At 34.8% G+C, this 24,758-nt stretch carries 26 protein-coding genes; 10 read left to right on the forward strand and 16 right to left on the reverse strand.

Annotation, left to right across the window (positions count from 1 at the left end; all coding sequences use genetic code 11):
• The first annotated feature begins 115 nt into the window (after positions 1–115).
• From ABWU40_RS02670 to ABWU40_RS02685, 4 genes are all read left to right on the forward strand, one after another.
• On the forward strand, positions 116–781 hold the full coding sequence (locus ABWU40_RS02670) for a RadC family protein (protein ID WP_342068464.1): 666 nt from the start codon (positions 116–118) through the stop codon (positions 779–781).
• 170 nt (positions 782–951) lie between these two features.
• Complete coding sequence (locus tag ABWU40_RS02675; protein ID WP_108783953.1) at positions 952–2,154, forward strand: hypothetical protein; 1,203 nt, start codon at positions 952–954, stop codon at positions 2,152–2,154.
• 65 nt (positions 2,155–2,219) lie between these two features.
• Positions 2,220–3,140 carry a helix-turn-helix domain-containing protein gene (locus ABWU40_RS02680; protein ID WP_342068463.1) on the forward strand — a complete coding sequence of 307 codons (921 nt, stop codon included), beginning with the start codon at positions 2,220–2,222 and terminating at the stop codon, positions 3,138–3,140.
• Positions 3,141–3,186: 46 nt separating this feature from the next.
• Positions 3,187–4,173, forward strand: a complete 987-nt coding sequence (locus ABWU40_RS02685) for a helix-turn-helix domain-containing protein (RefSeq protein WP_265023180.1) — start codon at positions 3,187–3,189, stop codon at positions 4,171–4,173.
• 95 nt (positions 4,174–4,268) lie between these two features.
• On the opposite strand, the gene ABWU40_RS02690 is transcribed toward ABWU40_RS02685, so the two are convergent.
• The 16 genes from ABWU40_RS02690 to ABWU40_RS02765 form a co-directional block, all read right to left on the reverse strand.
• Positions 4,269–5,183 (reverse strand): patatin-like phospholipase family protein, encoded by a 915-nt coding sequence (locus ABWU40_RS02690; RefSeq protein ID WP_264376469.1) that lies wholly within the window; start codon positions 5,181–5,183, stop codon positions 4,269–4,271.
• A gap of 8 nt (positions 5,184–5,191) precedes the next feature.
• Positions 5,192–5,407: a hypothetical protein gene (locus tag ABWU40_RS02695; RefSeq protein ID WP_006015629.1), complete on the reverse strand. Its 216-nt coding sequence runs from the start codon at positions 5,405–5,407 to the stop codon at positions 5,192–5,194.
• 67 nt (positions 5,408–5,474) lie between these two features.
• Complete coding sequence (locus ABWU40_RS02700) at positions 5,475–6,020, reverse strand: ankyrin repeat domain-containing protein (RefSeq protein ID WP_214303457.1); 546 nt, start codon at positions 6,018–6,020, stop codon at positions 5,475–5,477.
• A 58-nt stretch (positions 6,021–6,078) separates the two neighbouring features.
• Positions 6,079–7,044, reverse strand: a complete 966-nt coding sequence (locus tag ABWU40_RS02705; RefSeq protein WP_226079683.1) for a phage late control D family protein — start codon at positions 7,042–7,044, stop codon at positions 6,079–6,081.
• Positions 7,041–7,220, reverse strand: a complete 180-nt coding sequence (locus ABWU40_RS02710) for a tail protein X (protein WP_264685729.1) — start codon at positions 7,218–7,220, stop codon at positions 7,041–7,043. The genes ABWU40_RS02705 and ABWU40_RS02710 overlap by 4 nt, the downstream gene beginning before the upstream one ends.
• A gap of 26 nt (positions 7,221–7,246) precedes the next feature.
• On the reverse strand, positions 7,247–7,594 hold the full coding sequence (locus tag ABWU40_RS02715; RefSeq protein ID WP_226079687.1) for a phage tail protein: 348 nt from the start codon (positions 7,592–7,594) through the stop codon (positions 7,247–7,249).
• On the reverse strand, positions 7,594–9,885 hold the full coding sequence (locus ABWU40_RS02720; RefSeq protein WP_264376466.1) for a phage tail tape measure protein: 2,292 nt from the start codon (positions 9,883–9,885) through the stop codon (positions 7,594–7,596). The genes ABWU40_RS02715 and ABWU40_RS02720 overlap by 1 nt, the downstream gene beginning before the upstream one ends.
• A gap of 109 nt (positions 9,886–9,994) precedes the next feature.
• Complete coding sequence (locus tag ABWU40_RS02725; RefSeq protein WP_264376465.1) at positions 9,995–10,252, reverse strand: phage tail assembly protein; 258 nt, start codon at positions 10,250–10,252, stop codon at positions 9,995–9,997.
• Positions 10,253–10,298: 46 nt separating this feature from the next.
• Entirely contained in the window at positions 10,299–10,805 is a 507-nt protein-coding gene (locus ABWU40_RS02730) for a phage major tail tube protein (protein WP_208571690.1), read from the reverse strand.
• 15 nt (positions 10,806–10,820) lie between these two features.
• Positions 10,821–11,999, reverse strand: coding sequence for a phage tail sheath subtilisin-like domain-containing protein (locus ABWU40_RS02735; RefSeq protein WP_353279338.1), 1,179 nt, complete (start codon positions 11,997–11,999; stop codon positions 10,821–10,823).
• Positions 11,992–12,543, reverse strand: coding sequence for a hypothetical protein (locus tag ABWU40_RS02740; protein ID WP_017532577.1), 552 nt, complete (start codon positions 12,541–12,543; stop codon positions 11,992–11,994). The genes ABWU40_RS02735 and ABWU40_RS02740 overlap by 8 nt, the downstream gene beginning before the upstream one ends.
• A gap of 10 nt (positions 12,544–12,553) precedes the next feature.
• On the reverse strand, positions 12,554–13,975 hold the full coding sequence (locus tag ABWU40_RS02745; protein WP_353279340.1) for a hypothetical protein: 1,422 nt from the start codon (positions 13,973–13,975) through the stop codon (positions 12,554–12,556).
• The gene (locus tag ABWU40_RS02750; RefSeq protein ID WP_264376462.1) at positions 13,972–14,166 is read right to left on the reverse strand and encodes a hypothetical protein; all 195 of its coding nucleotides are present in this window, start codon (positions 14,164–14,166) and stop codon (positions 13,972–13,974) included. Before ABWU40_RS02750 ends, ABWU40_RS02745 begins: the two co-directional genes overlap by 4 nt.
• Entirely contained in the window at positions 14,166–15,350 is a 1,185-nt protein-coding gene (locus ABWU40_RS02755) for a hypothetical protein (RefSeq protein ID WP_353279342.1), read from the reverse strand. Before ABWU40_RS02755 ends, ABWU40_RS02750 begins: the two co-directional genes overlap by 1 nt.
• 4 nt (positions 15,351–15,354) lie before the next feature.
• Positions 15,355–17,289, reverse strand: coding sequence for a DUF4815 domain-containing protein (locus ABWU40_RS02760; protein WP_353279344.1), 1,935 nt, complete (start codon positions 17,287–17,289; stop codon positions 15,355–15,357).
• Positions 17,290–17,295: 6 nt separating this feature from the next.
• A complete protein-coding gene (locus tag ABWU40_RS02765; protein ID WP_353279346.1) occupies positions 17,296–17,970 on the reverse strand; it encodes a hypothetical protein in 675 nt (224 codons plus the stop codon).
• Between the two features lie 251 nt (positions 17,971–18,221).
• Between ABWU40_RS02765 and ABWU40_RS02770 the strand changes: the two genes are divergently transcribed.
• From ABWU40_RS02770 to ABWU40_RS02795, 6 genes are read left to right on the forward strand one after another with little or no spacing between them, the layout of a single operon-like run.
• Complete coding sequence (locus ABWU40_RS02770; protein ID WP_264724058.1) at positions 18,222–18,710, forward strand: sigma-70 family RNA polymerase sigma factor; 489 nt, start codon at positions 18,222–18,224, stop codon at positions 18,708–18,710.
• A gap of 52 nt (positions 18,711–18,762) precedes the next feature.
• Positions 18,763–19,575 carry an ATP-binding protein gene (locus ABWU40_RS02775; RefSeq protein WP_353274673.1) on the forward strand — a complete coding sequence of 271 codons (813 nt, stop codon included), beginning with the start codon at positions 18,763–18,765 and terminating at the stop codon, positions 19,573–19,575.
• A 23-nt stretch (positions 19,576–19,598) separates the two neighbouring features.
• Complete coding sequence (locus ABWU40_RS02780; protein ID WP_264707824.1) at positions 19,599–20,408, forward strand: helicase RepA family protein; 810 nt, start codon at positions 19,599–19,601, stop codon at positions 20,406–20,408.
• Positions 20,409–20,440: 32 nt separating this feature from the next.
• Complete coding sequence (locus tag ABWU40_RS02785) at positions 20,441–20,944, forward strand: hypothetical protein (protein WP_353279350.1); 504 nt, start codon at positions 20,441–20,443, stop codon at positions 20,942–20,944.
• Entirely contained in the window at positions 20,941–22,143 is a 1,203-nt protein-coding gene (locus ABWU40_RS02790) for an AAA family ATPase (RefSeq protein ID WP_353279352.1), read from the forward strand. Before ABWU40_RS02785 ends, ABWU40_RS02790 begins: the two co-directional genes overlap by 4 nt.
• A gap of 35 nt (positions 22,144–22,178) precedes the next feature.
• Positions 22,179–24,323 (forward strand): AAA family ATPase, encoded by a 2,145-nt coding sequence (locus ABWU40_RS02795; RefSeq protein WP_353279354.1) that lies wholly within the window; start codon positions 22,179–22,181, stop codon positions 24,321–24,323.
• Positions 24,324–24,758: the final 435 nt, after the last annotated feature.

Consider the following 24,758-nt stretch of genomic DNA (forward strand, 5'->3'; position numbering starts at 1 on the left):
AAAAGATTGAGAAATTGATTTGACTTCACTCAAAAGCTATGGCCTTATGCCAATGCTGACAAAAAACAGCAGTAAATATATAAAAACATTTTGTTATTAGTGAAGGGTAATTTTTATGAATAATAAGAAAGATCGTAGAGAAGAAATAGAATTCAGAGCATTAGAAAGCAACGGTAAAGCACTACTTGATCGTGAAGTAATAGAAACGTTTCTAAGTGCAGTGCATGACAGGGAAGAAGCTCGAATTATTGCTAGAAAGCTAATAGATAATTTTGGAATAGGAGGAGTTTTAGGCCAGGAAATAGATGACTTGAAAACTATAGAAGGGATAACTGACTCTACAGTAGCAGTAATTTTATGCCTAAAGGAAGCTGCAAAGAGAGTACCAAGAGAAGAGTTAAAGAAAGGACCTGTAATGGATAACTTGGAAACCATCGTAAAATATTTAAGGGTGAGTATTGGTTATTCAGAGGAGGAAAAGATGAAAATAATATATTTTGATCAAAAGTGCCGTTTAAAGGGGGAAGAAGTGTTCACTGGTACAGTGGATAAGGTACCTTTTTACATAAGAGAAGTAACAAGAAAGGCATTAATAAGAAAAGCGACGTCAATAATAATATCGCATAACCACCCAGAAGGAAGGTTAAAGCCATCTGATGAGGATGAAGCTGTAACTAAAGACTTGGCTAAAGCTTGTCAGGCTATAGGGATTAGGTTACTGGATCACATTATCATCACAAGTGTTGGGTATTTTAGCTTTAAAGAGCAAGGACTGTTATAAAGCAGATATTTGAAGATTTTCATGAGTTGTTTAACTACTTGAATGAAGAAAGTATTTGCAAGTACATTAATTATTGCTTACAATTAATGAGAAAGTATATATTAAATTAATAATAAAGTAATAAAGTCGGTTATAGACTTAGTTAAATATATTTAATAGCGGAGGCTAATATGAGTAATAAAATAATTGTACCTTTTGATGATCAAGAAGGAGGTACTTACGAGTTAAACATTGATCTTGATAGATTATCAAAAGGTGAGGTGTTAAATGCTATTGTAGGAATAGGTCGTACTAAGGAGCAATCCACCTTTGTAAGCAAAATTAATAAGGCTAAAAAGCCTGAGGAAATAGCACCTTTCCCTGGTAGAGAAGTTCGCGAAAACAAAATCAACTGTGGGAAAGGATTTGACTATGTTTATGGCACAAAACCTGCAAGTGATCAAGAAGATAAAAATCCATTTACCTCCGCCTTGCAAAAAATAAAGCCAAGTATAAGCGAAAGTGAAAAGTTGAGCTGGTTTAAGAGTGGAGTGGTAAAAGCAAAAACCCCAAAAGAGATGAACAAAGTTATAGATGAAGTAATAGGTGATGGAACAAGGCTAAATGCATGTAATGATGGGGAATGGAGTTTCTCAGAGTATGTAGTATTAGGTACACATTTTCATAAATTTGATAAGGTTGATCGTAAAAAGGTAATACGTAAATTAATGTTAAGCGGTGCAGAGTTTCATGATACTCTACTACAGAATAAACTGATAGGTGAAATCTATGATGAGCTACAACCAGAAGTTCAGCTACAGATAGATAAGCAACTAGAAGAACTAGAAAAAGCTGGCGAAAGTGCTGTTCAAGAAGGATCCTTAATAGATCTCGAGATAGACAATACAACATCATATATAGAATTTTCTGATAATAGCAAGGTAGAGGTAGCCAAAATACTGGAAGCAAACAGAAAGTTAGGAAGTAATATTTTAAAAATTGGTAATGATGCAGTTGAGGTTAAAAGCGAGAAGGGAGGTATAAGAAACTATATCGATATGTCAGATGAAAGCTCTATTATATTACAATTTCCTACAAGCATTGGTCAGCTAAATATTATATTGTACCACGATGTAAAAAAATATGATCAAGTACAAGTCAGAGTAGAAAACAAGGAAATGTGGGCTGAGTTACAAAAAAGAGGCGAAGAAATAGGAAAAAACTGCCTTTTTGGGGGAGTGAAACTTCAAGAAGCAGTAGAGAAAGGTAATTTCACTAGATGTGGCATATGGAATGAAAAGTATGCTATAAAAGAGATTGGCAATGATGAAGTATTGTCTTCATGGGTAAATAGGGTATGTGGAGGTAGTAAAGAAACCTTTAGGGAACTTTAATTCATTTATTTTAAGGTTCCAGAGTTTACTGGAGCCTTTGAGCTATAGTAGAAAATATTATATATATGGTTTTTTGCGTGGAAAAAAGTCTAGATTATGAAGTAGGACAAAAAGTAAAAAGTTGGAGGTTAGAGCGAGGTTATACTCAGAAGGGTTTAGCTGAGAAAATTGGTGTAAAGTACTGGGTAATACTGCAATATGAGAAAGGGAACCGTAAAATTCCAATTAAGAAGTTATATGCTATAGCAGAAGCATTATCAGTAAATGTTAAAGGTCTAGTTTGTGGGGAGATGCTACCAAATGAAAAAAGATATTTTGAAGATGAAGAAATATTAAATTTAGTAAAGGGGTATAAGGATAAAGAATTAAGCGAGGTATTTTATTTATTAACCAAATTTATTCGTTTGAGTGAGGAAAGAAGCAGAAAAGCGGTAAAAATGGAAGTAGCAAGGGGTTTGATGAAAGTAGGAGTTTCTGCTCATGTTATCTCTCGAACAACTAACTTATCTATTGGTGAGTATGAGGAGAACAAAATTCCCATTCCATACAAAGTAGGGCAAAGGATAAAGGAGTGGAGATTGATACGAGGATATACTCAAAAAGATTTAGCGAATAAAGTTGGCATAACAAATCAAGGAATATACGAGTATGAACAAGGGAGAGCTGCTGTCTCACTTGAAATGTTAGATGAAATAGCAAAGGTATTATCAATCAGTATCATAGATCTACTTCCCGAATCAGATGAGGATAGTGAAGCGGAAGAAAAGCTATCAAACTTGATAGAAGAATACAAAAAGATTGAGAGTCGGGAATTACGCGATATGCTAATCAAGTCTTTATTTGAAGGTATACATGTTTGTAGAGAAAAGGTCAGAGAGGAAAAGAAGATTGAAGTTGCAAGGAATTTAGTGAAAGAGGGAATTTCTGTTGATATTATCTTGCAAACGACAGGCTTATCAAATTATATGATTGAGAAATTTTTGTGATTTCATAAAAACTTAGCCAATAGTGGATTTTTTTGTGATAGAATATATGTTTGCTTCTGTAGGAAAAACAGCTTTTAGAGGATTTATCTATGATAATTCAGAGCATATTGGCTCAGCAAGCTACGAGCTGGGGAAAAAAATAGAAGGTTGTAGGATAGTACAAGGGTATACTCAGGCAAAATTAGCAAGCAAAATTGGTTTAACACATAAGGAAATACATAACTTTGAACTAGGGTGCAAGGCTATTACAATCAAAGAATCGTATATAATAGCAGGAGCATTGTCAGTTAATGTTATAGATCTACTTCCAGAACCAACAGTACTAAGAGAAAACAGTTGGTATGAAGATGAGGATAAAGAAATAGTCTATCTAACAAAAATACATAGAGAAATTAAGGATCAGGAATTACGCAAGAAGCTGTATCCATTAGTAAGGTTTGTATATATTAGCGAGAAAATTAGCCAAGAAGAAGCGAAAATAGAAGTAGCAAAGAATCTAGTGAAAGAAGGAGTTTCAGTTGATATTATTTCCCAAGTGACTCGCTTATCTACTTATGAATATGATGATATAGAGAAAGAAATTTGTACTGATTCTATACTCTACAAAGTGGGGAAAAGGATAAAAGAGCAGAGATTAATACGGGAATACACTCAGGAGGACTTGGCAAATAAAATCGGTTCAACACCTAAAGAAATACACGACTATGAACGAGGATATACAGACATTCCAATTGAAATATTATATAAGATAGCAAAGACATTATCAGTTAACATTAAAGCTCTTGGACTAACAGAATATGAAAATGAGCCAGTTTTTGGGTTTATAGGTAAATGCGAAAAAATTGAGGATCAAGAATTACTGGATACGGTAGCCAGATCTTTATCTGAAGGAATGCAAACTGGTAAAGAAAAGGTTAAAAAAGCAGAGAAAATCAAGATTGCAAAAGATCTAGTTAAGGAAGGTGTTGCTATTGATATTATTGTGCGAGCAAGTGGCCTAACTGCTGATGAGTTGGGTGAGTGTGAAAATTGAATGTGTTTAAGATATAAGTAAAGTTAGTTAATGATTTAACCAGCAGAATTTGCTAACCAACTTTTTTGGCTCAGTTGAATTTTGCTTGGTATAAATTAAGATATGAAATCGCAAAGTTTATCTATTAATTTCTGATTGTCCTCTATCATTGCCTTTGCCTCTTGTTGAAGAGATTTGATATTTTTTGATGTAATGTTATCCATGTCAGCCGACGCTAGCTTCAATTGCGATTGTATTCTTACGTATCTATTGCCTATTACTTGATTCATCTGATAATTTACGCAGTCCAATCCAGAGGCAAACATCACATTTAACAAAGGTTTTATCCAGCCTATTTTTCCAAATCTCTTTGAATTGGCATACTCTATGCTTCTATCTGTTCTTCCAGTACCTATCGATAACAGTAGAATATCATCATTTGGAAATAACCTCTTACCACTTGCATATGCACAAGACGCTGGATTATTAGCAAAAACCCCTCCATCCACTAATACTCTATCTATCTGGTCAATTTTTAGATGTTTTGGTATGAAATAAGTAGGTGCAGCCGTTGCAGCTCTGAGTGCATCTTTCAGCTTAATATTACCTTCTTTCCAGTTTTTAAAGAAAAATGGACGATTATTGTGAATATCATAACTTGTTATCAGTACCTTACTTAATGTGTTTTTTAGAATATCCTCTCCAAAATATTTATCCAGTACAAATTCAATATTTTTATGTGGGTATTGTGTGCAATTAAACCAAGATAATATTGATCGCCTAAAGAATGAAGACTTAAAAATATATGGTCCATATTCCCGATAGAACTCGACTAAATCATTAGCAGAATATTGAGGTTTATCTTTTTTACATAATCCAGCAATAACAATTCCACCAGTTGAGGTTCCTGCCATTAAGTGAAAGATTTCAGCTACCCTCTTTCTTGTTCTTTTTTCTATTTCTGCTAGAATAATGGCTGGTATTATGCCCCTTATGCCTCCGCCGTCAACTGAAAGGATGTATTTTGCCACTGTGAAATTTATTTGTGTTTTTGCTCAAGCTCATTAACTTCTTCAATGAGGTTTTTTACCCGCTCCTCAAGGCGATAAACTGTTTCCATTAGTTCGTGATTTCGTTCTATAAATTGATCATGAATTTGTACTTTTAAATCAAGCTTAGCGAGCCACCAAATTGTTGCTATGGTCTGTATTACTATCGTTACTATTACTGTGATTGGGATTTTTTGCTTTTTCATGTGAAGATATTAACTTGTTATGGATAGTTTTAGAAGTTTATATACAGATTATAGAAAACTTACAGCTTTAGTGATTTCTTTCTATTGATTTGTATCGATCCTCTGCTTCTGCAAGTAGCTTTATTATTTCTCTGTAAGGTTTATCTTTGTTGTGCCTTGATGCCATTACAGCTATTCTTCTAGGGCTTTTTCCATTGCTATCCTTTATGTTAGGATTCGCTCCTTTTTCTAATAGAAACTCAACGATTTCTAAATAGCCTTGATCTGCAGCAGAATGTAGCGCTGTCCATTTAAATTTATTAGTAGCATTAATATCAATACCATCTTCTACTAAAAACCTTACGATTTCTAAACATCCTTCTCCTGCAACATAACGTAATGATTTTTCACCAATACTTATATTATCTTTTATCAAGGATTTCACAGTTTCTAAGTCACAGTTCTTAGCTGCGATTTCTAATGTGGCGCTGTAACTCTCATCTCCTTTTTTAAACAAGGAAAAATATATAACCACAATACACACCGTTAGCACTATAAGAAAAATTAATCCATCAAATTCTCCTTGACGTATAATTGAATTTTTATGAAAAAGCCTTCTTACATTTCTGCTCATGTAGTACTGCAATAATTATACCCATCTAGAATTAAATAATCATTTGCTTAAGTTTCACTTAAACAGCTTTGCTCACTGTTGCCTCTACTATAGTTTGATATCCCCTATTATTGAGAATATGTTCTGCCTTGCTAATTATCCATTCACCTTCAATTTCCTGACAAAATCCTGAAAGACTGATCTTAGCTTCTGCAAATAATTCTGGATTACCAGGAACAGTTACATTTAAATTTGATGTACTACGTTTTAATTGTCTTAACTTAGCTGCTGCTGCACTAATTGCTGATTCTGCAGTAGAGTAAAGCGTTTGCAGAGTATAACTTGGACCCTCATTTCCCACTTCCTCTTCTATAGTTTCTCCCTTTTCATAACTGTGCCATTTTGCAATAACAGATCCATATTTGTTACGCACATTAAAATTTACCTCCCAATTTATAACATCTTTAGGTGTAAGTACTGTTGTGCCTAACATCTTTCCAGTTGCTGATCTTGCTTCTCCCTTTGGAATAAAAATTATATATCCTCCTGCTGGTTTTACTAGTGCATCATATTTTTTCCCTAATCCTTCCAAAAAACTCATGTCGCTTTCTTCTGCTTGGATGATATGTGGTACAAATATATTTTCAAATCTTTCAGCGACTTTACTTTCATACCCATGCTTTTGTGCTATTTCTTTAATTAAATCTCCTAAGGTAATGTCCTTCCATTCCTTTGATTTTCTTTCCTTTAATGATCCTCTTAAACTTGCAGCATCACATTTTATTCTTAAAGTTTGTGGTGGACTTTGTATTGTAATTTGATTTGCCTTATATACTCCCATAGGTAGTAAACCTGTTTCTTTATATCCGAGAAAAATTTGTAAATTACCCTTAAGTTCTAAAGCGCTAGAGCTATAACTAATATATATCTCGGCTTCGTCACTTGTAGTACCGGATCCATCAGTTACACGTAGTGATATTAAACTCTTTTTTAAAACCTCTGTTACTGGGTTATTTTTTGCTACTATATCAAAATCTGGTGTCATTCATCTAAAATATTTATAACAGATTCTTTCAATATTCTCTGAATTTTAGGAAGCTTAATTTTTAATCCAGCGGGCAAAAAACTTCCATGTTCTACAAGTCCTGGATTTTCAAGCAATACTTCCTCCACTGCTCCACTACTGTATCCATAATGTTTCCAGCAAATTTCATCTAACATTTCGTTTTCTTTAGTGTAATAATAAATCACTTGCTGTAACTTTTTAACTTCAAAATAAACTCAACTTTTCTTGGTTTTCCATCAGGAAAAAATAATATCTGTTTTTCTTCTACATTAGTAGTGACAAAATTTCCAAGCACATTTCCTGAATTATCAACTAGAACGTGTGGTTCTTGAGTATCACGTATATTTTTTAGCTGTTCTAAGCCATTACTCTGATAATGTGGATAAATCACTCCTGTCAAATCAATACATTCAATTCCTGAGCCAATGTTTTGTAGCGACGTTTTTTCAATACATTCAATTGTATACCACCTTTCTTCTTTAATGTATCTTAGGCTTGTTAGTTCAAGCTTACATTTCCCAAGCAACATTAATGCAACTCTTCAACTATATCAAAAAGTGCTCCACGTGCTTGTTCTCTAAACCTTTCTATTACTGCATCAGCAACACTGCGCACATCTTCAGACTTAATGTTGATATTAAACGTTTGATAGAATGCTTGGTTATATACTTTCGATTCCCTATTTTCATATCTACTTTTCTTGAATGCTTTCTCAACTTCTTCTTGTTCTATAGCTCTTTTTTCTTCTATAACACTTTTAATTTTAAAATTCTCAAAATTGCTTTTGCTATTTTCTGAAAATTGTTTAATAGCACTATTATTTGTCAATGAGGTTCCGTTACTGAAAATGCTATTTTTAGAAAGCTCATTAACAACATTTCCATTATTTTCAAATTTTCTAATCGGACTATTCTCAGCAAATATACTACTTACTGTATTTCCCATCCATGAAAAAGCTTCTCCTATAGGTTTAATGAGTGATTTCCAAAAGCTAGAGAAAAAGTCTTTCACTTTTTGCCAGTTAGTGATAACAAGAGCTGCACCAGTGACAAGACTTGCTACTAAAAGTCCAATCGGGTTACTCATTACAGCAAACGTTATTGCTCTTAGTCCTGTTATTACTGCAGGAAAAACTGTAGCTGATAAAAATGAAAATACTCCAAGTAGGTTTGCTTTCAGACCAAAAATCGTACTTCCTAGCAATGTAAATCCGTATCCTAGTCCTACTGCTGCAATTTTTAAACTTATCAAAGCTGCTAAAGTACTCATGATTGCCGTAGTTAAAGTTGGATGTTTTTCTGCAAAAGAAGCTATACGCTCTGTTATTGTTTTCAAACTTCCAGCTACATAATTTAAAGTAGGTAACATTACTGACCCTAGATTCATGCCAGCTTCAAATACTGCATTTTTAAGTAATTGTAATTTATTAGCTGTAGTATTTGCCCGATTGTTAAATTCGTCCTGCATTGAAGCGTTATATTTTTCTTTATCAGCTAAATGTTCAATAGCTTTCTTGTAAATGTCTAAGCTTCCTACTAAAAGAGCAATGTCATCTTGAAACCCAGCACCAAATAGATTCATAAGAATACCGGCACGCTCTTGATCATCTATTTCTTTTAAAGTTTCAAGAAATTGCAATATTGCCTCTTGAGGATTTTTTTTAATGGTTTGTTCAAGCTCTTCTATACTTGTTCCCATCTCATCTAATGCATCATGAAATTCAGGACTTTGCTCTCTTGCAGTCTGTAGTTTACTAAGAAAGTTATTTATAGCAGTTGCTGCTTTTTCAGGTTGTTTACCTAAGCTTATGAACGCACTTGCTAAGCTACTTGCTTGATCAATTTCTAAACCAAACTGTTTAGCATTACCACCAATTCTATTCAGTGTAAGAACCATTTCCTTAGCTTTGGCAGCAGTATTATCTGAAAGATGGTTTATTATGTTACCTACATTTTCCATACCATCAACTTTAATTCCATAGACATTGGATATTTTCGCAATAGCATTACCAGCTTCTTCTGAAGACATGTCAAACGCTGTGGTCATTTTAGCAACTACTGTTGTAAACTTCATAAGATCATCTTTGTCAATACCAAGTTGACCACCACTTGCAGCTATTTGTGCTAATTCTGCAGCTGACAAGGGTATTTCACGAGATAATTTCTTTAATTCTTTAGCAAACTTTGATGCTTCATCTTTAGTATCATTTTGCACAAATTTTACTACTTTTTTTACATCAGCCATAGCACTTTCAAAATCAATCGCAACCTTGATCGGAGCTGCAAGCGAAAGACCTAGTCCAATAGTCTCTATAATTTGTGACTTAAAATGTGCTTTGCTTGCTAAAAAACTTTGGTGATTACGTATTGCAGACCCAAGCTTACCATACTTACCTTTTAGCGCTTCAACAGATGAGCCAAGTTTATATTGATTACTTACTAATGACTTAATATTTCTTCCACTTTTTCTTACTTCTTCATTAAATGAATGCAAAGCATCTCTCTTTTTCAAATATGCTTCTTTTGCTTTTGTTGCAGAAAACTTAGCTTTATCAAACTCAGCTTTTAAAGTTTTGCTTGGTTTCTCTATTGCTTTCATTTGTTTAGCTAAAGATTTTACCTGATCTTCAAAGCCCTTCCACGACCTCCTGCTAGTCAAAACATCACTACCCAACTGCTTAAACTTTGATACTGATTTTAAAGATGAATCAAGCTTTCTTATATTCTCACCAAGATAAGTAAGTTGATTACTACTGCCCTTTATTACAGTATTAAAACTGCCATCAAGTACCGCACCTATTTTTATCGATAATACTGACATTTGAACTTCCTAGCTAATTTGCTCCATAAAATAAACTCACTAATCTCCATATCAAGAATGTGCTCAACTCCACCACCTATGATAGAGCCAAGTACTAGTATTTCTAATCTCAAGTTTTTTGGATAATCGGTGAAAAAAAATCCTTTAATACCTCTTGCACTTTCACATAATCAGCAATATCCAACTCTTCAATTGCTTCTTTTGCAACTGATGTCAGGTTGGCAGTCAAAGTTACTTCCTTACTTAGATCACTACCATTAAGTCTCTCAATAGCTAGATAATCTCTAACTTTTGGACGTCTAATGGTAAGCTCTGAGATAGAAATACCATCAACTGTTATTGGATTATCAAGTTTTACTGTTGTCATACTTTCTCCTAAAAAATAAAATTCTAAAATCTTTTTAAAACTAAACCTAAATACCTAAAACCGTTTGCAGCAAGGCCATTTGATCAACACCGTTAATCTTACGGATCATGTTCTCAGCATCGATTTCTATTAATTCATTACCACCGATAGTAAGTTTATAGTAATGGGCAGCTACAGTACACTTCAGCGTTGCTTTTTCAGCAGGTTTCCAGCTACCAAAATCAAATTCTTTGAATATGCCCCTTAAATTGATTATTACTCCTTCAATATCATTGCTACCACTTCCTTGCATTCCTCCACGGAGCGTTAAAGATACTGAATTTCCATCTATCAAGCCAAAAAGTCTAAATAGTTCTGAATCATACTCAGCGAAAGTAAAGTCTGCTTCAAGCTTTTCCATGCCCATGTCAATATTTATTGGGATATCCATACCACCAGCACGATATTCTTCGGTTTTTATGGTGAGCTTTGGTAACGTTATCTCATCAATTTTTCCTGCATAACCCCGACCATCTACGAATACATTAAAATTCTTTAAAATCTTCGGTAACATCTCTTTCTCCCATTTTTATAATATTGTACCACTCACAAGATGTGACCTGAAAGTAATCTGTTCTGCTGGATATGGTGGTGTAAATTCGAAATCAAAATATACTTTCCCGCTTGCAATATTTGCCGGTGTATTGAGTTCAGGTGTTGCATAACATTTTCCGCTAATAATAGCTCCTTGTGCTTTTAAATTGGCCAAATAAGAATTCACCCCCTCAATTACATCATCTATATAAGTTTTGGTAATATTTCGATCAACTGCCCAGAGATGAGCTCGAAGTAAACTATCATTGATTAAATCTGCAGTCCTTCTCACTGATAAAAAAGCCCATTTTGAGTCATTTGAACATGTTCTATTGCCCCAAAGTTTGTAGCCGTTTTGATGAATTATCGTTGTTACTTCATTTTCATTCAAGTGGTTTGCTCTACAACTTGTATCACCGAGCGTAAAATCAATAGGCCTGCTTGTTCCAACAATACCATTTATCTCTTTGTTTGAAGGTGAATGCCAAAATCCTTGCTCACTATCTACTTTCGCTATTAAACCAGCTACAAATGGGCTTGCTGGCAAAATTTCTTCTTTTCCTTCAATAAATACCTTAACCCAAGGATCAACTACGTAAACTCTTGAGCTGCCTACACTTTTTCTCCATTTTATTACTTCTTCATCATTGGTATTTGGACCATCTGCTACTATTATGCTTCTTAGCTTTTCTGCTACTCCTATCAAAGCTGCTACTACTGGGTTTTTAGATTCAGGCAATTGATGAGTAAATTGAGGAGCAATTAATATTCTTGGAGCAACATGAACTATACTTTCACTGTTGAGGAATGCCTCTATCCCTTGATACTCTCCAGTCTCTTTATCAACACCGCCAATTATATTCTTCAGCGTCTCTTCTTCTTTTAATTTTGGATCGCTGTTTTCACTCTCTTCAACTCTAATTACTATAACTGTTACACCAATCTGGGAAAATATTCCATTTACTGCAGAAGGTAAACTTCCACTCTTTCCGAGCTTTACTGCTTCCTTTAAGCTTCCTGCAACTAACACTGGTTTATTTAGCGGAAATTTTTGCTCATCTGCTTCAGGTGCAGTACCAATTACACCTATCACTGATGATTTAGCTGTACGTACTGCTTTGGCCCCTGAGTTTACCTCAATAACATTTACTCCGTGCAAAAATTCTTCAGCCATTTCTTTGCATCTTTTGTTTAAAATCGTTTAGTAAGTTCTCTACACTTTTGGCTTCTGCAATTTTCTTCTTGGTAATGTCTTCCAACTCTTCACATTTCATTATTTCTTTTACTGCTTTTTTTACTTTTTCTTCAATGATTCTTGCCATTTCAGTAACTGTAATACCACGTACTTTTGCTAATGGCTCTATAATTTCTGCATCTTTTTCGTCTATAGATTCTGGTGCTGCTAGAATGTTTTCTGCGGCTTTTGCTTGTATTTCGTACGACTTAAGCTTCTGATGAGAATATCCTGCGTATTGGTGAGTATAGTTATTATAATAAGTACGGAGACTAGAAAGTGCAGAAAGTTTTGCATTTTCCAATAATTCCAGCTCAATATCTTCCTTATTCCTTTCAACAATTTTCTCCCCTTCTGTTAGACAATAGCTTTTTTGCCAATCAAAATCTTCTGGTGCTTCATACCAATCATTTCCAGTTGGTTTGTTTTCAAGTGTTGTTGTTTCAATCTGCTTGTGGTTTTCAAAACGTATATAAATAGTCATAAATTCCTCCTCATTGCCATATTTGATTAGTTCGTTCTAATCCTGGACATTGCCAAGCTTTTAGCGTTCTCTCCACATCTACTTCAAGTCCTGTAGTTAGAACATTGCTACGTATGTTATAAATCCCCCACTGAATAAATTGACCATAGTTATGTACATAATTTGATGCAAGCATACCTTGACTAACTTGTGTCCTGGAATACAGGTAAGATGATGTGTAAAGTAATATTGCAACTGTTTTTCCTGCTGGAATCTCCACATTACCAGATCCAGCTAACTTGCTATCAGAACTCGTGTATTGGTAAACATTTTTCCATATTATTCTTGAAATACTTGATTTATTAGAATTGGTATTATCTGGTGTTCCCACAAATAATCCTGCTCCCCCATACTCCGTACTCGAATACGATGATCCAACAAATTCTATTGTCTTATTTATGTTCACATTGGTTGTATTTTTTACAAATACTACTCCAAGTGCAGCATACGGATAATAGTATATCTCATCATAACTACCAGAAAAACTTTTTGTGCATAACTCTCCGTAAATAAATGTTCCTTTACTTCCCTCTATAAAACTGAGTTGTCTTGGCCGATAAAAACTAACGTAATCTGTATTGTACGTATGGCTACCTGCTAGTAGTTGTAACATATAGTCAGTTTTTGTTATATCACTACTCCACTTTCCAAGCTCTGTCGTAAAAGTTCCGTGGCCAAAATAATTATTTTTTCTGCCAAGTACACTAAATAAGAAAGGTAATGACCCTGGTTCAACCATGTTGCGCTTTCTTATTTCATTTATAAGAGACACTTTTAACTGTTCATCCCGAGTTTTTACCTCATTAGAGATGTTTTCAATTCGAGTTTCTATTTCTCCTATAATTGATGAGCCAGATGGTACATTATTAACAGCACGAAAATCTTCTACTAAACCTTTAAGACCATCTTTATGACTATTACTAATGCTATTTATTGCTGCAATATTGGCATTCTTTCTCGTATCAAGTAGCGATAAATTTGTTGTTCCTTTTTCATCAATTCTCTTTAATAACTGCTTCTCTGATTCAGAGATCACTGCTAAAGAACTAGCTTTTTTATTATCCAGATCAGTTAAGTGTTTTTTTGCACTATCAAGAAGCTCTTTTAGCTTACCATCAGTCATCTGTACAATTTCAGAAACTGCACTTTTGTCGACTATTGATTCCAATGCTTTAGCAAGATATGCTAATTGATCTGGTGTACTGTTTGCTGCTAAATCCTTAAGCCTCTTTTGTAGTGCATCAATTATTCCTTTTACTTCAGTCATCTGCACAACGTTGGAAATAGCTTTTTTATCTGCTATCAATTCCAGCGATTTTGCAAGATATGCCAGTTGATCAGGTGTGCTACTTGCTGCTAAATCCTTTATCCTTTGGTATATTGCTTCTTTCATTTCCAAAAATTTAAAAAAGTCTCAAAATTAAACCGCTCAAAATTACTCTTAAGTTGATTATGCTCATCTTCTCTTTCGGTAATATCTTCATCTATTTTTTCTATAGCTCTTCGAATACGTACCACATCTTGAACTGCAATATTTTCTGGATGAGGCAGTGGATATCCTCGTTTGGTTTGGTCAACAGTCATTATGTGACAATCACTCTGAGATTTTTTACCTTAGGGCGATAAACAACTGTTCCACTTAAAACCAATTTTATCCTTGTCTCATTAGCATTAAAGTTTGTCAGTACATGAGTTCTCTCCACCCAGCTTTCTCCAATTGGTTTTCCTGATGTTAAATTTACTAATTGCCAATCCACGTTTTTTTGTACATATGCTTTAACATCTGCAGTGCCAGGTATCAGCGCATCATACGTTATGGTGATTTTAGTGTTAGCTCCTGCTGTAATGCTTCTAGTTACATAATCTCCTTTTTCCCCTATATTACCCATAACTAGCTGTAACCCAGGATATAGCACTGGACTTTTTTCTTTTGACCCTTTTAAATTTGCCTTTACTGTTAGCTCTCCAGATAGTCTTTCACGCAGCGCGAGCGGCAAGTTATCAGATAGAAAATTTTCTTTTCCTTCTTCATCTGTCAGAATAAATTCTACATTGGTATCAAATGCTACTTTTTCGACGTTCGTCAAAACAATTAAATCTGATACGTTATTTGCAGTAACTTTACCAAGATCAATAACGTGAGAATTTTCGCTAAATTTTGCAGCTAGTAGTCGAAACGTTAAATCTAAATTTTGATGTGGAGTCCAGGTGCTTGCATTGCTAGATGAAAGTAATACTCCTACTTGATATGGCTGACTTGTTACCCAACGGCTATTTACTGCATCATATTTGCCAAGTTCTGCTATCTTTACTGCAGTACCAGGATCATCAGTAAGCAGTACTATTGCATACTCCTCTCCTGCATGGCAAAACACTGGTGACCACTTTATACGTGTTGCTGTGCCATCTATCTTTATATCTTTTGGCTCAATATAGCTTTCAGCAATGACAGTTTGTGAGGGCATTCCCACTGCTGTTTCTCTAATCTGCACAACAACACGTTTTTTGCCTTTATTTATAAACCATAACTCTAGACCTCCTATGTGTCTGCTCTCATTTAAAGTAAATGTTTGCGCTAAAGGATCAACTCTTCTTGCTGCGATAACTCTTCTTCTCTCTTCTATGGTAATAGTTTTTTTACCAGTGTACGTTGCTTCTCCATAGCTTCCTTTATCACCATAAAACTGTACTAATTTAGTACCTGCTGGAATATTTGCTGGGATTTTTATTTTTCCACTTATTTGTCCTTGATTGTTAACTATTAACATATTTTTATGCTATAGGTTGAATAATTATTCCGTCAAATTTTATCTCTTTAAGCTTCTCATTTGGCTCAAAACCTTCAATTTCAAAATTCTGTACTGCTTCTCTCATAAATTCAGTTTCGTATGAAGTACTTGACAGCAGCTCTGTCGTTTCTTTAACATTAAATACTCTAGTTACTGGACTTTTCCAATTCGTGGTAACCTCTGTCCAGTGGTCAATGTTTTTATTTAGAGTAATTTGCGCCGGGACTGGATCAAAAGCTTGATATGGATTGATCTTTTCTCCTTTGGTCTGTAAAAGCTGCTCCAGTACCGGTTCAAGTTTATAAGGCAAAAGATATCTTTCCCCACCTTTTTCAATATCTGCAACTTCTACATCTATTGGCAGAACTAGCTCTCTATTTACTATTGCTGCAGACTGTGAAATTCCTTGATCACGCATATCATCATCAAAGAATGAATCAACAAATACTCCTTTTTTGGTGGTAGGTTCTCTTGAATTTGCATCATTGCGTAGACGTTCCTCTGCAACCAGCGCATAAAGATCATTTATTCCTTTTTTCATTGCTTCAAGCTCATTCATCGGTACAGCATGAATAGCATTATTCACTATTTTTACCCCTTCTTTTTCTCCGTTTTTCCACGTCTGATGAATGTAGCAGAGCAAAAGTTGTCCGCTAGGTGCTTTAGGCATTGATGGTCGCCAAGGGTGAGCTATGCCTTTTATCCTTCTTATTGCGCCTTTTGCATCTATAGTGATTAAATCATAACGCGGCATTTTCCAGGTGTAGTCAATCAGAACCAAGCTGTTATCAACTGCACCTCTTACTTTACATCCCTCTTCGCTTATATCTTCAGGACTTATATGAGTGCGACAGCGGTAAGTTATTTGATAACTGCTTCCAGGAGCTGGTTCTTTACCTGGTAATGACCAATCAACGTTCCCGGCATTTAGTTTATAATCTACACTGTTTTCATAAATAACATTACCTTGTTTAATTTGAATAATTTCAAGTACTGCAGAGTCAGGTATCGGATCAACAGCTCCTGAATATGAACCGTGAGTCACAGTAATGGTTTTTTGAACAGTTATATCTACTTTTTTAATTTCACTTATTGGAAAATCATTAACTTTAAGTTCCATTACTCTTTGGCTATTTGGCTGAAAAGTATGTGGTTCTGATTCAACTGATTTTATATCTGGATCCTCATCAAAAGAAACACGAATACTGTGAGGAAGTTCAATCTCATAGCCATCAACATGAGCTTTTCCCTCATTAATTACAAATATTTTTTTTCTTCCTTCCCCCTCTTCCTTTTGCAGGAACATTACTTCAAGGCCATTTACAACGTAGGAACCATTTGCCTCTTTGTCATAACGAGCAAGAGCAGTAGTTACTATATTTGCTTGTGGTGGCGGTGAATGTTCTATCAATACTCCATTTTCAATATTGTAAATTGGGTAAAATTCGCCATTTGTAGAGTTAACAGTAACACTTTCTACTTGGTATCCCCAAATGGTGGAAACTTTAAGCCTTGCAGCTCCTACTTCCTGATAGTTTCTTGTACCAACAGCAGGATCACGAAGATTTTCATCCTCAAGTTCTGTAATGGTAGATTCTAGATAATAAATACCGATACGAACTATAGTATTAAGAGGAACAACAAACTCTTCTTTTTCGACTTTTCTCACTGCTCCACGAAGATAGATTTTTCCTGATTCAAGCGTAACTTTACCAGTTTCTCTATCTATAATACAATTGCTTCCTATTATAACATCACCATCACGAAATATTGCATCACCTATGCCTTTAAGCTTAGAAAGAGCATACTCCTGAGTCTCATTTAATTCTGCAGACTGTAGACCTCTTCCAGCAAGAAATAAGCTTTTTTCGTATTCTTTGTCAGGATTAAAGCGGTTATAATAACTATTTAAGGTCATTTTGTTTCAAAAAGTTACAACAAATGAAAAAGTTTCCCGGGTTGCTGAAGTCCTAATGAGCGGTACTGTATGCTCTAAAACTAATAAGATCCCTGGGTCTTCTATATCTTGTGGTTCAAAATATCTCTGTCCAGGAGGCAACTTTTCTTTTACCTTTGTACCAACCATAACTCCTAATTCCCGTATAACTTGATTTGCTGCGTTCGTGAAATCGAAAGTAAATTTAAGGTATAAATTATTGGTTGGTACATTTGAGGACCTAAACCTCCCTGTTGGAGTCAAAAGCTCTCCATTCTCATCACCTGTGCAGAATAGCACTTCATCTGCAGTACGTCTGCCAAGTTCATTCAAGAGCTTTATAGAATTTATAGGTTCAGGTGGTGTGCTTTCAGTATACTGTACAGTAACTTTATCACTTACTGGAATAGAGCTATTTTCCGTACGTTTTATTACACCACTACTGCTATCAACTATATTTGGCTGATAAGTTGTTTGTCCTGTAAAAACCCTTACATCTTTAATAGTATGGTGATTTAGAGCTATTTCACCCTCAATAAAAACTTTTTCGACCTGATGGCTACTTTCCCAATTGGCATCACCACTACCCCAAGCAAGATGTATAACTTGCTCTTTTATGCTGGCTGCTATTGCTGCTCTTCCTGATTGTGTAAGAATTGACACCTGTGATGAGTTTGAAAGGCTTATATAATATATATTCAGGATTTGGAAAATTTTTGTCCAAAAAAAATGAATTTTTGCCTAATTTTTTGTTGCAGTATTATTTAAAAATCGAACTGTATTATTCTCGAAAAAAAACAATAGAATATCAATAGGTTAAAAATTGTATCTGTATTATTTATTTTTGCTCCTGTCCTACAAAGTGCACCTATAAGTTCTCATCCTTAAAGCATTAATTGTTTTAGGGAAAAGTTATGAAACTAAAAACTGCCATAGTTGTTCAAAATATACGGTATCAAGCTAAGAGATTAAAACTTTTTGAATGCTTTGCTCATGAAACTCATGAAGATCTTGAGCAAGAACTTTTCTGTGAAATTTGGACTTATCTTGATAGATATGATGAAAGCAAAGGTAGCTTTAACACTTTTGTAGCAAGATTAACTGAACGTCGTGCCAATAACTTATTGGAGAAACAACTATGTATAAAACGCAATATTAATAACTACATCAATATTGAGAAAACAGAAGCTTTTGAAGATGAAGTAGCAAAACGTACTGATGTAGATTACATGATTTCAACGCTACCAAGAAAGATGCAGAGGATATGCGAACAACTCAAGTACTTTAACTTATATGAAGTTGCTAAGATGAACAACATATCAAGAACTACTTTAAATACTATGGTAAGAAAAATACGTATAAAACTCTCTTCCATCTACTACAAGGGCAAAAAGAAAAATTGAACATAAATTCTACCTTTCCTGAATATATAACATATACCATTGAGGTGAATAAATGACTTTTAAAATTTTAAACAATAATGAAAGATTGAAAACAACTACAGGCATAAAAGTAGTAATTTTTGGTCCTTACGGTATTGGTAAAACCAGCCTCTTAAAGACTATAAGTGAACCAACACTATGTCTTGACTTTGAAGCAGGTCTGCTTGCTGTTCAAGATTGGCAGGGAGATTCAATTAGTGTTCGTACTTGGAGTCAAGCTCGTGATATTGCTTGCCTAATTGGTGGTCCGAACCCTGCACTAAAATCTGATCAGGCGTATAGTCAGAAACACTATGAGCATGTCTGTAGCAAGCACAAAGATCTTCTTTCTGAAGTGTCTAAATACCGATGCATCTTTGTGGATAGTATAACCGTTGCTTCACGTTTATGTCTATTATGGGCAAGGATGCAACCTGAAGCTTTTTCCGATAGATCAGGAAAAGAAGATAAAAGAGCTGCTTATGGGTTGCTTGCTCAAGAGATGATGGCATGGCTCAATCAGTTTCAACACATCAGAGATAAAGACATCATCATAGTTGGCACACTAGGTCAATATCTCGATGACTGTAATCGTTCAACATGGCTACCTCAATGTGAAGGGGCTAAAACTGCTAGTGAGATTCCAGGGATAGTTGACGAAGTAATCAGTATGGTTGGAATCAAGAAAGATGATGGCACGGAGAAACGTTCATTTGTCTGTCAGACTATTAATACTTGGGGATACCCTGCTAAAGATCGAAGTGGCTGCCTTGATATGGTTGAAGAACCGCATCTGGGTAAATTACTTGCGAAAATTAAAGCCAAAACTTTTGCGCCTATTGCTTAATTAAAAATTGGAGAATAGTTATTATGGAACAAAGCTTTTTCAATATCGGTCAAAAAATTCCCTTTTTCAGCGTAAAAGAGTATTTAAACGACAAAGCACCGATACCAGAAGATATAATCTCACCAAGGATTTTAACAAAAAGAGGTCTATTGGTACTAGGTGGCCCACCTAAAATTGGCAAAAGCGATTTTCTAATTTCATGGCTTGTCCACATGGCTGCTGGAGTTTCATTTTTGGGTATGACTCCAAGCAAACCTATGAAAATTTTCTATCTGCAAACTGAAATTGAATATGAATATATGAAAGAACGTTTGCAACAACTTCAACTGGATAACGAACTTTTGAATATAGCTGCCAATAACTTAATCATTACACCAAGAGTACAATTATCTTTCAGCAGTGAAGAAATAGATGAAATTAAAAATGTTATTAAAGAGCGTTTTAAACCTGATATTATTGCAATCGATCCTCTTCGTAACATTTTTAACTCAAGTGAATATGGCAATGAAAACGACAATAGCGCTATGTTATTCTTCTTGCAAAAAACACTTGAAAGACTGAGAAATGTTATCAATCCAGATTCGGGTATAATACTCACTCACCATACAAAAAAACTATCCAAAAAAATGTTAGAAGAAGATCCATTTCAAGGCCTAAGTGGTGCTGGATCTTTACGTGGATTTTATAGCACTGGCATGGTGATGTTTGCTCATGATGAGGAAAGCACTGTCCGTCAAATAGTATTTGAGTTGCGAAATGGTGAACGTGTGGCAAGCAAGCTTGTCAATAAGATAAATGGTCGCTGGAAGGTTGTAGACCAATGGAGTAACTGATTCTTTTTTTCACTTAATTTGTAGGAGACAATATGTTATCAGATTTTTTAACTGATTTTAATACTGCAAAATTACAAAGTAATTTAATACCAAAAGGTACAATAGTTAAGGTAAAAATGGCAATTAAACCAGGAGGTTATGAAAATTGGTTCACTAAAAGCTATGCTACCGGCAGCATCTATTTAAACGCTGAATTTACCGTCACTGAAGGTCAATATGCAAAACGTAAGATTTTTCAAGTAATTGGTATTAAAAGTGGCAAAGCAAGAGTTGAAGGAGAAGATACTTGGGGAGAATCTGGTCGTTCCATGCTTAGAAGTATTTTGGAGTCAGCACGAAATATTCATGCACATGACACTTCAGAGAAAGCAGTTATTGCTAGAAAAATCAACTCTATAGCTGATTTTAACGGGTTAGAGTTTACTGCAAAAGTTGGTATTGAAGCCGACAGTAGATACGGAGATAGAAACAGAATTGCTACAGTTGTTACTCCAGACCAAAACAATGGTATTGAATCTGACTGGTTACCATTTTGAAGTACGACGAAGGAAAGTTATGGGCTGCTGTTATTACTAGAGCTCTTCAGGATGCAGCAGGAAGGAACCTAAAACTTAAAAAAGAGGCTTGTAAATGGATTCGATCACGATCCTTTGAAACTGTTTGTGAACTCGCCAATCTGGACTCTAAACGTTTAAAGAATATGTTGATTAAAAAGGAGGGAAATTTTATGGGTTTTTCATCTCAAAAAGAGATTAAATCATTGTTAATTGATAACATAAAAGAATGTGTATCTTACTTACTTCCGGGTGGAGAATTTTATCAAGATAGGTTCTATCTGGCAAGTTTAGGTAAAGATAAGATAATAGTTGAAATAAAAGGAGAGAAAGCAGGAAATTGGAATGACATTTATAAAGAAAAGAAGGGAGACATACTCAGTCTTTGGACTTTAGTTGAAGGTAACATAGATTCTGCCAAAAAGTGGTTGAACGCTAAAAAAAATTCCACGTTACGAAACAATGGAGAAAAAGCATTTTCTGTAAGACACTACTTAAATGATAAATCACCAATGCCAAAAGATATAATAGGGCCAAGAATATTAACTCCAGGCGGTCTTTTGGTCATAGGTGGAACTCCCAAAATCGGAAAAAGTAATTTTCTACTTTCCATGTTAGTACATTTAGCTGCTGGAGTATCATTTCTTGGTATGAAGCCTGCAAGGCCACTTAAGATATTCTATCTACAGAATGAAATGGAATATAGAGAGCGCTTACAGAAGCTAAGAATCAGCAAGAAAACCCTTGATGAAGGAACAGAAAACTTAGTTATTACTAAAAAAGTACAGTTAACTTTGAATGTGGAAAAAATAAAAGAAATTATGTCGGAAAATCTCGATGTAAAAACAGTTGATCTTATAGTGATAGACTCTCTTTTTGATTATAGGAGTATGATCTCTTTTCTGCAAAATGGTATTGATGAACTACGCTCTATCACTAATCCTACGGCTGGAGTAATAGTTACACATTACACCAAAAAAGTGTCAACAACCACGTTAAAAAAGAATCCATTTCAAGCATTGAGTGGTGCTAATGTTTTAAGAAGTTTATATACATCTGGAGTAATGATATTTAGGCCAGAAAGGAATACTCTGCAATTGATGTACGAACTTAAAAACGGCAAACCAATACCAACAAAATTCATAAACATGGTTAACGGACGCTGGATAGCCACAGCTTAACCAAATTTCTAAACTTTAAATATATTGGAGATTTTATGGGTATCTATTGTGATTTTAATACTGCAGCTCCACGAAAAAATGCATCATTAGTAGAAAAAGAACAGCTTAAAGCTCAGCTTCTGTTAAATATCAGATCATGCCTTTCATATCTATTGCCAAGAGGGATTTTTCGTGGTGATAAGTTTTATGTAGGCAATGTACAAGGTGATAAAGGAAAGAGTCTAGTAGTAGAATTAAGTGGCAGTGAAGCTGGCCTATGGCATGATTTTGCAACAGGAGAAGGTGGTGACATTATCGACCTTTGGGCAGAAGTGCATAGAAAAAGTACTAGAACAGAGTTTACTGAAGTAATGGACTCTATAGCTGAATGGCTTGGTCATTTTAAAAAGATCAAAACTGACAAAACTGCAGGTAATCCAACTGCATATTGGGATTATTACGATGAAAAAGGCCAAGCTATTGTTAGGGTCTATCGTTATGATGATAATAATGGAAAGCGATATCTTCCTTTTGATATAAAAAAATCTGACTTTGGTGCACCGAAGATAAGGCCACTCTATAATATTCCAGGTATTTTGAAATCCGATAAAGTTATTTTTGTTGAAGGGGAAAAATGTGCAGAAGCGCTGATAGAGAAAGGAATAATTGCAACAACAGCAATGTCAGGAGCAAATGCACCTATTGAGAAGACAGATTGGACTCCACTTAAAGGTAAACACATTATTATTTGGCCAGATAATGATGAAGCAGGCAAACGATATGCTGAAAATGCTGCAAAAAAGCTGTTAGATCTTGGAGTTGCATCACTTGCTGTGCTTGAAATTCCTCAAGATAAGCCTGAGAAATGGGATGCCGCTGATTGTGTAAAGGAGGGTATAAGCATTGAAGAATTTTTAGCTTCAACTCCTTTACTTACTATTGATACCCCATCTACTGACATTCCAAATACTTCAAATATGAAAAGTTTAGAAAGATCTACAAAACAGCCGCTTAACATTTTAGACTGGAGTGTGAGTCGTTATTTAGGTTCAGTACCAATACAAAGGTTTCTTGTTGAAGGTTTATTTCCTTTAGGTGTTACCTCAATAGTAGCTGCTATGGGAGATACAGGTAAAGGTATGCTACTCCTTGACTTGGCACTTAAGGTTGCAAGTGATGCAGATCAGATATGTGGTTTTGGTTCCCTTGTTACAGAGCATGGATCAGTAGTGATTTTTTCAGCAGAAGATGATGCAGGTGAGATACACCGTCGTCTTGATCGTCTTGATCCTAGTAGCAAGAGAGCAGAATATCAAAATCGATTATTTATTATACCTATTCCAAATACGGGAGAGCCCTTTTCTATAGTGAAAAGCAACATGCGTGGTAAATGTCCTGAAACTTCAGATAAATTTGAAGACATCTGTAGACAATTAGATAAAGTAAAAAATCTAAAACTAATAGTATTTGATCCACTAGTATCATTTGTCCATGCTAATATAAACTCAGATCCAGAAATGGGATATTACGCAATGGGGTTACTTGCAAACTTAGCAAATGAAACAGGAGCAGCTGTAATTGTAGCACATCATATGAGAAAACCCAAGTGCAGTGAACCGATTACGACTGTGGAACAGGCAAGAGATGCGATAAGAGGTACAACTGCACTTGTTGATGGTGTGAGGTGTTCTTTTGCATTATGGCCTGCTTCAAAAGAGCATCAGAATACTGTGTTTAATACATTAAAGGTTAGTAAAGTTAATAATGCAGTATACCAAGGAGCTATAGTTAAGTCTAATGGAGCAACAGATAGGAATATAAGAACTTACTTACGCTCCTCAACTGGCTTGCTTGAGGATATATCTGAGGAATTTAAGCTTGGAAAATTATCTGATGAATACTTAAAAAAGATACTGATGCAAGCTATTGCAGTGTCAGCAGAAGAAGGTCATCCGTTTACTCATACAGGTGGACCAGGAGTGTTTCAACAACGGCATAGATTACCAGCTGCATTTCATGGTGTTAGTAGGCATAAACTTGAACGTTTAGCACAGGAACTATTAAACGAAAGAAAAATAGTAAAAGGTATGGCTACAAACTCAAAAGAGGATAAATGGCTTGATATCAAAACTGGTTCTTTTGCCAGAGGAGAAGGTAAGTTTAAGCTAGGTGCAGGAAGGTTTGAAATAGGTAACTCCTAAAAAATATTTAGAGCTCACTTATAAAAGTTTTGTGGGCTCATTTTATCTCTCTAAAAGTAAGGTTTTAACAACAAAAAATGAATTCCACACGACCAAATTTCCATGATTTCCGGAAAATTTATCAAGATTTGGAAATTAGAGTATATTCACACTTAAACTATTGAAATTCAGTGATTTTTAGCCATCTAATATAAGAAATATTACGTTTCCATTTCCAAAAAATTTAGCTAATTTGGTAACACTCAAACCCTCTACAGTAGCTGATTTCCACTTTCCGAGAATCTTATATATTATATATATATAAATAATAATAAATGATATAATAATAAACTAATATAAAATACAATAACTATAGTAATGGTTCATAGTAACTTTTGAGCAAAAAGAAAGAAGTTTGGAAAAGTAGTCACTAATAGAAATACAACACAGAGACAA

Origin of the sequence: Wolbachia endosymbiont (group A) of Cydia amplana (assembly GCF_964028495.1) — a bacterium.
Lineage (GTDB): Bacteria > Pseudomonadota > Alphaproteobacteria > Rickettsiales > Anaplasmataceae > Wolbachia > Wolbachia pipientis.

Bases quoted from the DNA above. Each gene is read 5' to 3' on its own strand.
- ABWU40_RS02685 (WP_265023180.1), top strand. From the start codon at position 3,187: ATGTTTGCTTCTGTAGGAAAAACAGCTTTTAGAGGATTTATCTATGAT.
- ABWU40_RS02740 (WP_017532577.1), bottom strand. From the start codon at position 12,543: ATGACTATTTATATACGTTTTGAAAACCACAAGCAGATTGAAACAACA.
- ABWU40_RS02700 (WP_214303457.1), bottom strand. From the start codon at position 6,020: ATGAGCAGAAATGTAAGAAGGCTTTTTCATAAAAATTCAATTATACGT.
- ABWU40_RS02760 (WP_353279344.1), bottom strand. From the start codon at position 17,289: ATGACCTTAAATAGTTATTATAACCGCTTTAATCCTGACAAAGAATAC.
- ABWU40_RS02745 (WP_353279340.1), bottom strand. From the start codon at position 13,975: ATGAAAGAAGCAATATACCAAAGGATAAAGGATTTAGCAGCAAGTAGC.
- ABWU40_RS02670 (WP_342068464.1), top strand. From the start codon at position 116: ATGAATAATAAGAAAGATCGTAGAGAAGAAATAGAATTCAGAGCATTA.
- ABWU40_RS02750 (WP_264376462.1), bottom strand. From the start codon at position 14,166: ATGACTGTTGACCAAACCAAACGAGGATATCCACTGCCTCATCCAGAA.
- ABWU40_RS02720 (WP_264376466.1), bottom strand. From the start codon at position 9,885: ATGTCAGTATTATCGATAAAAATAGGTGCGGTACTTGATGGCAGTTTT.
- ABWU40_RS02785 (WP_353279350.1), top strand. From the start codon at position 20,441: ATGTTATCAGATTTTTTAACTGATTTTAATACTGCAAAATTACAAAGT.
- ABWU40_RS02780 (WP_264707824.1), top strand. From the start codon at position 19,599: ATGGAACAAAGCTTTTTCAATATCGGTCAAAAAATTCCCTTTTTCAGC.
- ABWU40_RS02715 (WP_226079687.1), bottom strand. From the start codon at position 7,594: ATGTTGCTTGGGAAATGTAAGCTTGAACTAACAAGCCTAAGATACATT.
- ABWU40_RS02695 (WP_006015629.1), bottom strand. From the start codon at position 5,407: ATGAAAAAGCAAAAAATCCCAATCACAGTAATAGTAACGATAGTAATA.
- ABWU40_RS02735 (WP_353279338.1), bottom strand. From the start codon at position 11,999: ATGGCTGAAGAATTTTTGCACGGAGTAAATGTTATTGAGGTAAACTCA.
- ABWU40_RS02770 (WP_264724058.1), top strand. From the start codon at position 18,222: ATGAAACTAAAAACTGCCATAGTTGTTCAAAATATACGGTATCAAGCT.
- ABWU40_RS02680 (WP_342068463.1), top strand. From the start codon at position 2,220: ATGGTTTTTTGCGTGGAAAAAAGTCTAGATTATGAAGTAGGACAAAAA.
- ABWU40_RS02755 (WP_353279342.1), bottom strand. From the start codon at position 15,350: ATGTTAATAGTTAACAATCAAGGACAAATAAGTGGAAAAATAAAAATC.
- ABWU40_RS02675 (WP_108783953.1), top strand. From the start codon at position 952: ATGAGTAATAAAATAATTGTACCTTTTGATGATCAAGAAGGAGGTACT.
- ABWU40_RS02705 (WP_226079683.1), bottom strand. From the start codon at position 7,044: ATGACACCAGATTTTGATATAGTAGCAAAAAATAACCCAGTAACAGAG.
- ABWU40_RS02725 (WP_264376465.1), bottom strand. From the start codon at position 10,252: ATGACAACAGTAAAACTTGATAATCCAATAACAGTTGATGGTATTTCT.
- ABWU40_RS02710 (WP_264685729.1), bottom strand. From the start codon at position 7,220: ATGTTAGATGAAATTTGCTGGAAACATTATGGATACAGTAGTGGAGCA.
- ABWU40_RS02730 (WP_208571690.1), bottom strand. From the start codon at position 10,805: ATGTTACCGAAGATTTTAAAGAATTTTAATGTATTCGTAGATGGTCGG.
- ABWU40_RS02775 (WP_353274673.1), top strand. From the start codon at position 18,763: ATGACTTTTAAAATTTTAAACAATAATGAAAGATTGAAAACAACTACA.
- ABWU40_RS02795 (WP_353279354.1), top strand. From the start codon at position 22,179: ATGGGTATCTATTGTGATTTTAATACTGCAGCTCCACGAAAAAATGCA.